This window comes from Stenotrophomonas sp. STEN014, from assembly GCF_056760315.1.
This window is the reverse complement of record NZ_JBRREN010000009.1, coordinates 1-12716: the sequence shown is the minus strand read 5'-3', so window position 1 is coordinate 12716 and position 12716 is coordinate 1. Positions and strand designations below refer to the sequence as shown.

Below are 12716 nucleotides of genomic sequence, written 5' to 3'. Positions count from 1 at the left end.
TGCGTTGGAGCCGACGATGACTGTTTCCCCCCGTATCGCTTTTCTCGCCAGCAACACCGCGCAGGCCCAGACGGCACGTGCCGCGCTGGTCGCGCGCTATGGTGATTTCGATCCCGATGATGCCGACGTGCTGTGTCCGTTGGGCGGCGACGGGTTCATGCTGCAGACCCTGCACCGCCACGGTGGCATGGGCAAGCCGGTGTTCGGCATGAAGCTGGGAACGGTCGGTTTCCTGATGAACCAGCACCGCGATGACGAGCTGATGGACCGGCTGGCGATGGCCGAGCCGGCGCACCTGCGCCCGCTGGAGATGATCGCGCAGACCGAATCGGGCACCACCACCGGCTCGCTGGCCTACAACGATGTGTCGATGCTGCGGCAGACCCGGCAGGCGGCGCATATCGGTATCGATCTCAACGGCCAGGAACGGGTGGCCGAGCTGATCTGCGATGGCGTGCTGGTCTCCACCCCGGCTGGCAGCACCGCCTACAACTACTCGGCGCACGGGCCGATCCTGCCGCTGGGCTCCAACACCATCGCCCTGACGCCGCTGGCACCATACCGTCCGCGCCGCTGGCGGGGCGCGATCCTCAAGGCCGATACCGAGGTGCGCTTCCGCGTGCTCGATCCGTACAAGCGGCCAGTCAGCGTCACCGCCGATTCGCATGAGACCCGCGACGTGGTGGAAGTGACCATCCGCGAGTCGCGCGAGCGCCAGGTGACCTTGCTGTTCGACCCGGAACACAACCTGGAAGAACGCATCCTCAGCGAGCAGTTCATGTTCTGACGGCACGCCCGTCATGGCCGCGCTGGCCACGCACCGGGACGTCCCGGCCAGATGGTTCAATTGATTCGGAAAAAAGCAGCATATGGGCGACAACTCACCAAGACTTCTCACCGTGGCCGTGACCTCGCGGGCGCTGTTCGATCTGGAGGAGGGGCATGCGCTGTTCGAGCGCGACGGGCTGGAAGCCTATGCGGCCTACCAGCGCGAACACGAGGACGATGTGCTCAAGCCCGGTGTGGCGTTTCCGGTGGTACGCAAGCTGCTGTCCTTGAATGCCGGCGTACCGGGCGAGACGCCGCGGGTGGAAGTGATCCTGCTTTCGCGCAACTCCGCCGACACGGGCCTGCGCATCTTCAATTCGATCCAGCACTACGGGCTGGATATCGTGCGCGCCACCTTCACCGCCGGCGAGCCGACCTGGCCCTACGCCAAGCCGTTCGGTACCGATCTGTTCCTGTCGGCCAATCCCGAGTCGGTACGGCGGGCGCTGGTGCATGGCATCGCCGCCGCCACCATCCTGCCCAAGGCGCCGGGCGAGACCCTGGCCGCCGCGCACGAACCGCTGGATACCGGCCGTTGTCCTGCGCAGCTGCGTATCGCCTTCGACGGGGATGCGGTGATCTTCGGCGATGAGAGCGAGCGCATCTCGCGCGAGCAGGGCGTGGAGGCATTCGGCCGGCACGAGCAGGAGCGCGCGCACGAGCCGCTCAGTGGTGGCCCGTTCCGCAATTTCCTGTCCGCCCTGCACGCGCTGCAGGCGGCGTTCCCGGCAGGCGAGAATGCGCCGATCCGCACCGCGCTGGTCACCGCGCGTTCGGCACCGGCCCATGAGCGGGTGATCCGTACCCTGCGCGAATGGGGCGTGCGTCTGGATGAGGCCCTGTTCCTCGGGGGCCGGCACAAGGGCCCGTTCCTGGAAGCCTTCGGCGCCGACATTTTTTTCGACGATTCGCAGCACAACATCGACAGTGCCCGGCAGCATGTCGCTGCCGGTCATGTGCCGCACGGTGTGGCCAACGCAGGCTGATTTCCCGGGGTTTTTGACGGTTTTCCGCCGTCCCGCATTTGCGGGGCGGCGTGATGTACATGTTAGGATGGGGCCGCTTTTGCGAGTATCCCCTTGCGGCGTCGCGCCGCGCATCGATCTGCAGTACCGCGGCAGATTCCACTCGCATCGCACCCACCTGGTATCCAACGGGGCGGGGCTTGTTCCCGATCGGCGACGTTTGCGTTCCGCCATTCCCGTTGCGACGTGACTGCCAATGGCAGTTGCCGGGTATTCGCGCGCCACGCGGGTCTGGACAGCTGTCTCCTGCGTGGCGCTTCATATGCGCCCTTGCGCAGTACTGCATCGCCTTGTCGATGCGGCCGCTACACAGGAGAAAAACCGAATGACCATGCGTATCGCCATTCTTGGCGCCGGCCCCAGTGGTCTGGCCCAACTTCGTGCGTTCGAATCAGCCCGCAGGGCCGGCGCGGAGGTGCCCGAGATCGTCTGTTATGAAAAACAGTCCGACCTTGGCGGAATGTGGAACTACACGTGGCGCACCGGCTTGGACGCCTATGGAGAACCGGTGCACGGCAGCATGTACCGCTACCTGTGGTCCAACGGACCGAAGGAAGCGCTGGAGTTCGCCGACTACAGTTTCGAGGAGCACTTCGGCCGGCCCATCGCCTCCTATCCGCCGCGCGCGGTGCTGCGTGACTACATCATGGGGCGCATCGAGAAGAGCGGCGTGCGCGACCAGATCCGCTTCAACATGGCCGTGCAGTGGGTGGATTACAGCCAGGACACCGGCCTGTTCACCGTCACCGTGCGTGACCTGAAGAAGGACGAGCTGGTCACCGAACAGTTCGACCGGGTGATCGTTGCCACGGGCCATTTCTCCACGCCCAATGCGCCGTTCTTCGAAGGTCTGGAACGCTTTCCGGGCCGGGTACTGCATGCCCATGACTTCCGTGATGCCTGCGAGTTCAGCGGCAAGGACCTGCTGCTGGTCGGCAGCAGCTACTCGGCGGAAGACATTGGCACGCAGTGCTACAGGTACGGCGCCCGGTCGGTCACCTTCAGCTACCGCAGCGCGCCGATGGGCTATGACTGGCCCGAAACCTTCGAGGAACGGCCGCTGTTGCTGCGCCTGGAAGACGATATCGCGCACTTTGCCGACGGCAGCTCGCGCAAGGTCGATGCGATCGTGCTGTGCACCGGTTACCAGCATCACTTTCCGTTCCTGCCGGACGAGTTGACCCTGCGCACCCGCAACCGCCTGTATCCGGGCGACCTGTACAAGGGCGTGTTCTGGATCGACAACCCCAAGCTGGTCTACCTGGGCATGCAGGACCAGTACTACACCTTCAACATGTTCGACGCGCAGGCCTGGTATGTGCGCGACGAGATCCTCGGGCGGATCGCCCTGCCGGATGCGGCGGCGATGCGTGCCGACAGCGAGGCCTGGCTGGCACGCGAGGAAGCCACCAGCTCGGCGGAAGAGGACATCGACTTCCAGACCGCCTACGTGCGTGATCTGCTCGATGCGACCGACTACCCGGACTTCAATGTCGAAGCGGTCGCCGCGCTGTTCAAGGAGTGGAAGCACGACAAGCAGGCCGACATCCTCGGCTATCGCAACCGCAGCTACCGCTCGGTGTTGACCGGCACGCTGGCGCCACCGCACCACACCCCGTGGATGGAGGCGATGGACGATTCGCTGGAAGCCTTCCTGGCCGATCGTGAAGTGCCGCAGGTGCGCCGGATCGCCTGAACCCCACAGGCGCCGGGATCAGCCCGGCGCCTGGTCCAGCGGCAGGAGGATGTTGCTCAGTCGCCACTGCAGCCCGTCGCGCGACAGCACGAACACGATGGCGCGTCCGTCGCGGGTCTGGGTGGTGGCGGTGAAACGCGAGAACGATTCGTAGCGGTGATGCGCACCCTGCAACGGTCTGGCCGGGACAGGCGGTGCCCAGGTGTCGCCACCGGCCGTGTCGCCGGTCGCCCGTTTCCACACGTCCTGGCCCTGGAGCAGGGCGCCGATACCGGCCGGTGTGACCAGCGTATCGACCCCGGCGCCGGCCAGATCGCCGGCCATGCCCAGTGCCACCGCGCCCAGCAGGCTCGATTGCAGCTCCGGTCCGCCGCGGCGGACCACATAGTCGCTCAGCTGCGCTTTCAGGTTGGCCCGCAGTGCCGGGAAATCCACGTAGCGCGAGAGCTGTGCGGTATCCCGCTTCTCGATCGCCTCGCTGATGCCGTGGATCGCCAGGTAGGGGCCGGCGGCGACATAACCGCCGATGGCCACGAGCAGGACCAGGAGTATCGCCAGCAGCACCTTGTTCATCGCCCAGCCTCCTTATCGGTTGCCGCAAGCGTGCCGCAAAACCGCACCGGATGCGTGAAGCGCACCGTCGGGTGGGGTGTCCCGGTCGCAGCGGTTGCGACGCCGCCGTGTTGGCATGGCCGCAGCATCGCCGGCGGTGCACACTTGCCGCTCTTCGCCACAGCCGATGCGCTCCGCGCCATCAACCTGCTTCCTGGAACCGCCCCACATGCGCCTGCTGCACACCTCCGATCTCCACCTGGGCCAGAACTTCCTCGGCCAGTCGCGCGAAGCCGAACATGCGGCGTTTCTGGACTGGCTGATCGGGCAGGTGCGTGAGCACCAGGTCGATGCGGTGCTGGTGGCCGGCGACGTGTTCGATACCGGCACCCCGCCCAGCTACGCGCGCGAGCAGTACAACCAGTTCATCGTCGCGCTGCGCGACAGCGGGGCACGGCTGGTGGTGCTGGGCGGCAACCACGATTCGCCGGCGATGCTGTCCGAGTCGCGCGGGTTGTTGGCGCGGCTGGACACCCTCGTGGTGCCCACGCTGATGGCCGAGCCGGGCGAGCATGTCCATCGCATTCCCGGTCGCGCTGGCGCGCCGGGCATGATCCTGTGCGCGGTGCCCTTCATCCGCGCCCGCGATGTGGCGCGCAGCGAGGCCGGGCAGAGCGCCGATGACAAGCGCGGCGCGATGATGGAGGGCATCGCGGCGCACTACGCGCGCATCCATGCCGCTGCCGTGGCGATGCGCGAGGCCGAAGCCGCGCCGCTGCCGATCGTCGCCACCGGCCACCTCACCACGGTCGGGGCCAGCACCAGCGATTCGGTGCGCGAGATCTATGTCGGCTCGCTCAACGCCTTTCCCACCAGCGCGTTTCCGCCGGCCGCGTATATCGCGCTGGGCCATATCCACCAGCCGCAGAAGGTCGGCGGGCTGGAGCACATCCGCTACAGCGGCTCGCCGATTCCGCTGAGTTTCGACGAGGTCGGGCAGGTCAAGCAGGTGCTGCTGGTGGAGTTGGACGGCGAGCAGCTGCAGTCGGTGACGCCATTGCCGGTGCCGCGTTTCCGGGTGCTGGCACGGGTAGCCGGCACCCTGGCCGGCCTGCCGCAGCAACTGGCGGATGTGGCGGCACAGGTTCCCGCCGGGCAGCGGGGCTGGGTCGAGGTCACCGTGGAGATCGACGACTACCTGCCCGATCTGCAAAGCCGTATCGCCGCACTGGTCGAGGCGTTGCCGCTGGAGGTACTGCGTATCCGCCGCAAGCGCAGCAGCGTCACCGCGGTGATCGAGGCGGACGCCGGCCAGCATCTGGATGAACTGCAGCCGCGCGAGGTGTTCGCGCAGCGGCTGGCGCAGGAGCAGGAGCTTCCGGAGGAACGGGTGGTCGAGCTGCATGCCTGTTTCGAGCAGGTGCTGGCCGATATCGAAGGCGGGGAGCCGGCATGAAGATCCTCTCGCTGCGGCTGAAGAACCTCAATTCGCTCAAGGGCGAAACCCATATCGATTTCACCGCGCCGGCCTTTGCCGATGGCCTGTTCGCCATCACCGGGCCGACCGGTGCCGGCAAGACCACGCTGCTGGACGCGATCTGCCTGGCGCTGTTCCATCGCACCCCGCGCATGGCCACCCTCTCGGCCGCGCACAATCCGCTGATGACCGAGCACACCGCCGACTGCCTGGCCGAGGTCGAGTTCGAGAGCCGTGGCCAGCGCTACCGCGCGTTCTGGGCGCAGCGGCGTGCGCGCGACAAGGTTGATGGCCGCCTGCAGGCGCCGCAGGTGGAGCTGGCGCTGGCCGACGGGACCATCATCACCACCTCGATCAAGGAGAAGCTGGAGGAGACCGAGGCCCGCACCGGGCTGGATTTCGACCGCTTCACCCGCTCGGTGCTGCTGGCGCAGGGCCAGTTCGCCGACTTCCTCAACAGCTCCGACAAGGACCGCGCCGAGCTGCTGGAGCAGCTCACCGGGACCGATATCTACAGCGACATCTCCCAGCGCGTGTACCAGCAGACCGAGCAGCGCAAGCGCGAGGTGGAGCAGTTGCAGGCCCGTGCCGGCGGCGTGCAGCTGCTGCCGGAACCCGAGCGCGCGGCGCTGCAGGAACAGGCAGAGCAGTTGGCCGCGCAGTTGCCGCCGTTGCTGGCCGCGCAGCAGCACAGCCGCGAGGCGCTGGCCTGGCGGCAGGAGCTGGATCGTGTGCAGGCGCAGTTGCGCGCGGCCGACGCGGACACGGGCGCCGCGCAGCAGGCACTGGAGGAGGCCGCGCCGGCGCGCGAGCGCCTGCAGCGCGCGCAGCCGGCCGAAGGCGCATGGCCGGCGTACAGCCACTGGCAGCAGGCGCAACGGGCGCTGGCCGAGGCAGGCGTGGGTAGCGAACAGGCGCGGCAGCGGCACGCCGGACACCGCGAACTGGAGCGGAATGGCCTGTGGCAATGCCTGCAGCTGGCGCGGCACAGCGTGCAGGCCAGCAACGAGGCGTTGCACCGCGACCAGCAGCGGTTTGACCAGCTGCAGGCGATCCAGACCGGTGTTGCCGCCCATGCGCAGCTCGGCGAACAGCTGCCGGGCTGGCGCGCCGGATTCATCCAGTTGCAGGCGGCCAGCCAGCAGCAGACACAGGCCCAGCAGGCGCTGGGCGACGCCGCGGGAAAACACGCCCAGGCGCGGGCGCAGCTGCAGGCCGGCGAGGCCGAGCGGGCAGGGCTGGCGAGCGCACTGGAACAGGCCATCGCCCAGCGGGACACGCAGGCCGGACAGTTCAACGCCGCCAGCACCGGCACCAGCCTGGACGCGCTGCGCGCCTCGCGCGACCAGCTGCGTGAGCGCTATGGCGGCTTGCGTGATCTTTCGCCGCTGGCCGAGCAACGGCAGATGCTGCGTGCGCAGATCCGCGACGAACAGGCACAGCTGCAGCAGCTGCAGGCCGCCCTGGTCGATGACGAGCAGCAGCTGTCAGCGGCGCAGACCGCGCTGGTTGCGGCCAAGGCCACCTGGGACGATCGCCAGCGCATCGCCACACTGGAACGGCAGATCATGGATCTGGCCTGGCATCGCGCCGCACTGGAAGACGGGCAGGCCTGCCCGCTGTGTGGCGCCACCGAACACCCGGCCATCGAGCAGTACCGGCAGCTGGACCCCAGCGCCGCGCAGGCCGCCGCCAGCGCCGCCGAACAGCAGCACCGGCAGGCCTACGAACACCAGCAGCGCTGTGAGCTGCAGCGTGCGACACGGCAAGCGGAACTGACCCGGGTTGGACAACAGCTGCAGGCCTTGAACGTGCAGTACCTCGCGCTCGGCAACGCGTGGGCGGCGCGTTGTGCGCAGCTGCAGCTGGCGCTCGGCGAAGGCGATGAACAGACCGCCCTGCAGGCCGAGCTGGACGCCACCCGTGCCGCAGGCACGCAGCTCAGCGAGCAGGTTGCCCGGCTCGAACAGCTGCAGACCGCGCTGCAGGCCGCGCAGCAGCACTGCAACGAACAGCAACTGGCGCTGGATCGGCACGACACCCGACTGCTGGGCCTGCGCGAGGCGCTGGCGTTGGCTGCCGGCCGCGAGCAGGAGTCGCGCGAGCACCACGCGGCGGCGGTCGACGAGAGCGAGCGTCTGCGCGAGCGGTTGTCGGCCGATCTGCCCGGAGGCGAGCTGCCGGCCGATAGCGGCGCATGGCTGCAGCAGCGCGAACAGGAGTGGACGCAATGGCGTCAGCGCGAGGCGGAACTGCAGCAGTTGCAGCAGCTGCTGGTGCAACGCCGCAGTGATGCCGGGCAGGCGGACGCGCAGGGCCGTCACTGGCAGCAGCGCTGGGACGACAGCGGTCATGCCGCCGCGCCGGGGCCGGCGCTGGCGGCGGTGGCCGAACCCGCTGCCGCGCTGCGCCAGGCCATCGCCGCACTGGAACAGGTGCAGCAACAGCTGCAGCGGTCCGCCGCCGAAGCGCATGCCGCCGAGGTGCTGCTGGAGAGCCGAACGCAGGATCTGCGTCAGGCCGAAACCCGGCTCGATGCAGCGCTGCGCGAACACGGCTTCGCCAACGTCGAAGCACTGCTGGCCGCCCGTCTGCCGCCCGAGCAGCGCGCATCGCTGCAGGCACAGCAGGAGGCGCTGGCGCAGGCACTGGCCGATGCCCGCAGCCGTGCGGCGCAGTTGCGCGAGCGCGAGCAGGAGCTGCAGGCCAGCCCGCGCAGCGATGCCGATGTCGAACAGCTGCAGCGGCAGGCACAGGAAAGCGAGGCGGCGGTGGCGCAGGCACGTGACCAGACCACGCAGCTGCGCACCCGGCTGGAGCTGGATCAGGCCCAGCGCAGTGGCCTGCAGGCGCTGCAGGCGCAGATCGCCGAGGCCGGCGCGCGGCTGGAACATTGGCAGCATCTCAACGGTCTGATCGGCTCGGCGCAGGGCGACAAGTTCCGCACCTTCGCCCAGGGGCTGACCTTGGACCAGCTGGTGCTGCTGGCCAACCAGCACCTGCAGCGCCTCGACGGCGGCCGCTACCTGCTGGCCCGCGCCGGCACCGGCTTGGCCCTGAGCGTGCTCGACACCTGGCAGGCCGACGCCCGCCGCGACACCCGCACCCTGTCCGGTGGCGAGAGCTTCCTGGTCAGCCTGGCGCTGGCGCTGGGGCTGTCGGATCTTGTCAGCCACAAGACCCGCATCGACTCGTTCTTCCTCGACGAAGGCTTCGGCAGCCTCGACCCGGATTCGCTGGATGTCGCCCTGGACGCACTGGACAGCCTCAACGCCCAAGGCAAGCTGATCGGCGTCATCAGCCACGTCGATGCCGTCAAGGAACGCATCCCGGTGCAGATCCAGGTACGCAAGACCCGCGGACTGGGCCACAGCACCGTACTGAGTCCGTGAGGGTGGGACACTCTGCAGGTAGATAGCGGCCTGATAGCAGGCAGATCGTGGGTAGGTGGCGGGCAGATCGCCCCGCCTTCCGGGACCGGAGCCCGGCGCTCCGGGCAAAAAGCTCGGGACTCCGAGCAGATTGCTCAATCGTCGGGGCAAAAAGCCCGGCGGCCTGAGCAAATAGCTCCGTGCACCGAGCAAAAAGCCCGGGACTACGAGCAAATTGCTCCATCGTCCGGGCAAAATGCTCGGCGTTCCGGTCTCAGGTACCCGGCGGCCCGAGCAAAAAGCTCGGGGCTCCGAGCAAATTGCTCCATCAACCGAGCAAAAAGCCCGGAGGCTCCGAGCAAATTGCTTCATCGTCCGGGTATAAGGCCCAGCGTGCCGAGCTCAGGTGCTCGGCGATCCGGGCAAATAGCTCCGTGTGCCGAGCAAAAAGCTCAGAGGCTCCGAGAAAATTGCTCCGTCCTCCGAGCAAAATGCTCGGAGTTCCGGGCTCAGGTACTCGGCGACCCGAGTGAATAGCTCCGTGCGCAGGGTAAAAAGCTCGGGGACTCCGAGCAGATTGCTTCGTCGTCCGGGCAAAAAGGCCAACGCTCCGAGTTCAGGAGCTTGGCGGCCCGAGAAAATTTCTCGGTCGTCCAGGCAAATAGTTCCACGATGGGGGGCAAAACTTTGGCCGGCTGCGGTGTTGCCATTCCCCTGCCTCGCGAAACAGACCAAAATTATTAGTTGGTTGGGTCAGGCGGCCTGTGACCCCAGTCAACTAAAGTCGGCTATCGGCCATAAGCGGACATATGTGAACTGTAATTACAATAGGGATTTGGCAACTGGAGGCGATGTGCGAACGCTAGAGACTCAGAGACTGCTATTACGTCAATGGAAGGAATCCGACTATCCAGCCTTTGCACGCATGAGTGCTGATGCTGAAACTATGCGCTTTTTCCCAAGTGTTCTTACAAATGAGCAGAGCCGAGACATAGCAGACCGCTGTCGCGAGCTGATTAATCAGCGTGGATGGGGATTCTGGGCTGTTGAAGTTAAGGAGACCAATGAATTTGCCGGCTTCATCGGCCTCCATGAGCCTTCTGTTGAATTGCCCTTCTCACCTTGTGTGGAAGTAGGCTGGCGACTTGCGAGAGATTTTTGGGGGAAAGGGTTTGCTACAGAAGGGGCACAAGCTGCACTAGATCTCGCTTTTAATGAGCTTGCCCTTGTTGAAGTGGTCGCTTTTACCGCACTCAGCAACAAGCGCTCTGAACGGGTCATGCAGAGGCTTGAAATGGTTCGGGATGAAAAGACATTTGAGCACCCGGACATACCTGAAGGCCATGCGCTTCGACAGCACGTTCTCTACAGGAAAAAAACAAAAGCCTGAGTTGACGTACGTCCGCTTCGGGTCGAAAACAGCCGGCTCTATATCTGCGCGACATGTCGATAAGAGCGATCATACGGCCCGACATTCAAACTCGAACATCTGGCGAGCCGTTATCTCAGTGACGCCCCGGCGAGCGGGCTTCAGCCCAGCGCCGCTGCAACACCAGCGTTTCGGCCCAGGCCTGGCCGCAGAAGCCGAGGTGTTCGCTGTGCGGGTCCCAGCCGAGGTGGTGGAATTCCAGCACGGTCATCGGTTCGCCCTCGTGTGGCAGGCCGCGCTAGGCGCCGGGGGCTGGCGCGGCGGGAGAGGTCGAAGCGGATCCCGCTGCAAGGCCCGGCGGAGACCGGGCTCTGATTGGCGTGGCTGATTCACTTGTGTCCCCGGTGATGGGGGCCTTCCGGCTCGGCAGAATGGCTGGAATCCATCAACCGGCATCGCACGGCCGGGCCAAGACGCCGGGCGGGTGGGGCCCGCGCCGCCTGGTCCGGTGGATCCGGCGCTTGCTGGTGAAGGCGGTGGGTGCCGGGGCGTTGCCGAAGGCGGGCGGTCTTCAACCGGAGAGGCGCTGGTAGCATTGCGCGACGCAAGTGGCCTGTGCGAGACGCCGTTGTCCAACACTTCCCCCCAGACTCCACCGTCACCGGGCAGCGCAGGCGAGGTTTTCCGCATCTTTCTGCGGCTGGGGCTGACCTCGTTTGGCGGTCCTGTTGCCCATCTGGCTTATTTCCGCGAGGAATTCGTCAGGCTGCGCGGCTGGCTGGATGACGCCCACTTCGCACAATTGCTGTCCGTGTGCCAGTTTCTGCCGGGACCGGCCAGCAGTCAGATGTGCTTCGCGATCGGCCTGTTCCGTGGTGGCTGGGCGGGGGCGCTGGCCGCCTTCGTGGCGTTCACCCTGCCGTCGGCCCTGCTGATGTTCGGCTTCGCGCTGATAGCGCCCCATGTCGGGCAAGGCGTGGGGACCGCCGCAGTGCACGGCCTGAAACTGGTCGCCGTGGTTGTGGTCGCACACGGTCTGCTGGGCATGATCCGGCAACTGGCCCCGGATGCGCCGCGAGTCCTCATCGCTGCGGGGGCGGCCGTGCTGATCGTGTCCACCGGAAGCGCATGGGCACAACTGGGCGCCATAGCCCTGGGCGCCATGCTGGGATGGTGCTTCTGCCGGCAGGTGAATGCCCCCCTGTCTGCCGCTTTCCCGGTGCGCTATGGCCGCCGCGGTGGAGTCGCGTTTCTGCTCGTCTTCCTGGCCGGCCTGGGGGGCGCGTTGATGTGGCCTGCCGCCGACGCCCCCACCGCAGCGGCGTTGGCTGCCGCGTTCTACAAGGCCGGGGCACTGGTCTTCGGCGGTGGTCACGTCGTGCTTTCCCTGCTGCAGCCGGCGGTGGTCGACACCGGTTGGGTGCATCCGGATACCTTCCTTGCCGGCTACGGAGCGGCGCAGGCGATGCCCGGGCCGATGTTCTCCCTGGCGGCCTTTGTGGGCGCCGAAGTGCCGGTGGGCTGGCCCGGTGCAGCCAGCGCAACGCTTGCGCTGCTGGCCGTGTTTCTGCCCGGCATCCTGCTGTTGCTGGCGGTGTTGCCGCTGTGGGAGCACCTGGCGCGTCGTCGTTGGGCCACCCGTGGCATAGCCGGTATCAATGCCGCGGTGGTGGGGCTGCTCATCGCGGCGTTCTACACCCCGGTCTGGACCGAAGGCGTACACGGCGTGGCCGATTTCGTCATCGCGCTGATCGGATTTGCCCTGCTGACCACCCGGCGGGTTTCGGCGCTATGGATCGTGGCGTGGTGCGTGGCAGCGTCCATCGTGGCGCGTCTGCTCAGCTAGCGATCCTGGCCGAGGCGCTGCCGGTCGCTGGCGGTTTCCGGCCAAGGCTGTGTGAGGCCCGCGCCGCTGGCCGGATGTCCGCACCACGGCGGCAAAGTCTAAAGCGCTCCGTCGAGCATGCTGATCGGGGTGGGGTGGCCCAACTTTCAGTCGGCTATGTCGCCCACGCTCCGCATTCACCGCCCTCTGAGCTGCGGCGCGTCCAGCCGGCCGTCAGGCGCAACCCCACCTCATGTTGATCCTGATGGCGGGGGGCGTGGCGTCGGCGCGCCACATCAGGGCCGGCTTGCGCAAGGACAATGGCCATGCCCCTCGCATCGGCCCGGCAGGCGGGGTGGGCGTCATGCCCCGGCGTTGCGCGATCTGGCGGCAGCGGTGGGGTGAGCTCAACCCGCGGACGGACCTGACCGCCACGTCCACGGACACGGGTGCCTGCCGGCCAGGCCCGCCCCCCCTCCGGTCAGTAGTCCACCTTTACTTTAAACCACCCGGAAAGGCCACGCACGGTGAGCCACCGCGGCTCGGCCGGCTAGGCCAAGTAGGGACAGCCCG

Annotated in this window: 9 protein-coding genes; 7 read left to right on the top strand and 2 right to left on the bottom strand. The window is 67.0% G+C overall.

All coding sequences use genetic code 11. From position 1 onward, the window contains the following. Positions 1-16: 16 nt before the first annotated feature. The 3 genes from ACVOMC_RS12475 to ACVOMC_RS12465 all read left to right on the top strand — a co-directional run bounded on the left by ACVOMC_RS12475 (position 17) and on the right by ACVOMC_RS12465 (position 3549). On the top strand, positions 17-787 hold the full coding sequence (locus tag ACVOMC_RS12475; RefSeq protein WP_054658218.1) for an NAD kinase: 771 nt from the start codon (positions 17-19) through the stop codon (positions 785-787). An 82-nt stretch (positions 788-869) separates the two neighbouring features. After that, positions 870-1814: a 5'-nucleotidase gene (locus ACVOMC_RS12470; protein WP_481524216.1), complete on the top strand. Its 945-nt coding sequence runs from the start codon at positions 870-872 to the stop codon at positions 1812-1814. A gap of 364 nt (positions 1815-2178) precedes the next feature. Next, on the top strand, positions 2179-3549 hold the full coding sequence (locus ACVOMC_RS12465) for an NAD(P)-binding domain-containing protein (protein ID WP_481524215.1): 1371 nt from the start codon (positions 2179-2181) through the stop codon (positions 3547-3549). An 18-nt stretch (positions 3550-3567) separates the two neighbouring features. Here ACVOMC_RS12465 and ACVOMC_RS12460 read toward each other — a convergent pair whose 3' ends face one another. Beyond that, positions 3568-4122 carry a DUF2939 domain-containing protein gene (locus ACVOMC_RS12460; protein WP_481524214.1) on the bottom strand — a complete coding sequence of 185 codons (555 nt, stop codon included), beginning with the start codon at positions 4120-4122 and terminating at the stop codon, positions 3568-3570. A gap of 208 nt (positions 4123-4330) precedes the next feature. On the opposite strand from ACVOMC_RS12460, the gene sbcD reads away from it, so the two are divergent. The 3 genes from sbcD (at position 4331) to ACVOMC_RS12445 (ending at position 10339) form a co-directional block, all read left to right on the top strand. Next, complete coding sequence (gene sbcD, locus ACVOMC_RS12455; RefSeq protein ID WP_481524213.1) at positions 4331-5557, top strand: exonuclease subunit SbcD; 1227 nt, start codon at positions 4331-4333, stop codon at positions 5555-5557. Beyond that, positions 5554-8970, top strand: coding sequence for an AAA family ATPase (locus ACVOMC_RS12450; protein WP_481524212.1), 3417 nt, complete (start codon positions 5554-5556; stop codon positions 8968-8970). Before sbcD ends, ACVOMC_RS12450 begins: the two co-directional genes overlap by 4 nt. Positions 8971-9385: 415 nt before the next feature. Then, a complete protein-coding gene (locus tag ACVOMC_RS12445) occupies positions 9386-10339 on the top strand; it encodes a GNAT family N-acetyltransferase (protein ID WP_481524211.1) in 954 nt (317 codons plus the stop codon). Between the two features lie 115 nt (positions 10340-10454). Here ACVOMC_RS12445 and ACVOMC_RS12440 read toward each other — a convergent pair whose 3' ends face one another. Beyond that, on the bottom strand, positions 10455-10589 hold the full coding sequence (locus ACVOMC_RS12440) for a hypothetical protein (protein WP_481524210.1): 135 nt from the start codon (positions 10587-10589) through the stop codon (positions 10455-10457). 357 nt (positions 10590-10946) lie between these two features. Here ACVOMC_RS12440 and chrA point away from each other — a divergent pair, with 357 nt between their 5' ends. Then, complete coding sequence (chrA, locus tag ACVOMC_RS12435; RefSeq protein ID WP_481524209.1) at positions 10947-12164, top strand: chromate efflux transporter; 1218 nt, start codon at positions 10947-10949, stop codon at positions 12162-12164. Positions 12165-12716: the final 552 nt, after the last annotated feature.

Coding starts and splice junctions, on each gene's coding strand:
- ACVOMC_RS12440 (WP_481524210.1), bottom strand. CDS start 10,589: ATGACCGTGCTGGAATTCCACCACCTCGGCTGGGACCCGCACAGCGAA.
- ACVOMC_RS12460 (WP_481524214.1), bottom strand. CDS start 4,122: ATGAACAAGGTGCTGCTGGCGATACTCCTGGTCCTGCTCGTGGCCATC.
- ACVOMC_RS12465 (WP_481524215.1), top strand. CDS start 2,179: ATGACCATGCGTATCGCCATTCTTGGCGCCGGCCCCAGTGGTCTGGCC.
- sbcD (WP_481524213.1), top strand. CDS start 4,331: ATGCGCCTGCTGCACACCTCCGATCTCCACCTGGGCCAGAACTTCCTC.
- ACVOMC_RS12475 (WP_054658218.1), top strand. CDS start 17: ATGACTGTTTCCCCCCGTATCGCTTTTCTCGCCAGCAACACCGCGCAG.
- ACVOMC_RS12450 (WP_481524212.1), top strand. CDS start 5,554: ATGAAGATCCTCTCGCTGCGGCTGAAGAACCTCAATTCGCTCAAGGGC.
- ACVOMC_RS12470 (WP_481524216.1), top strand. CDS start 870: ATGGGCGACAACTCACCAAGACTTCTCACCGTGGCCGTGACCTCGCGG.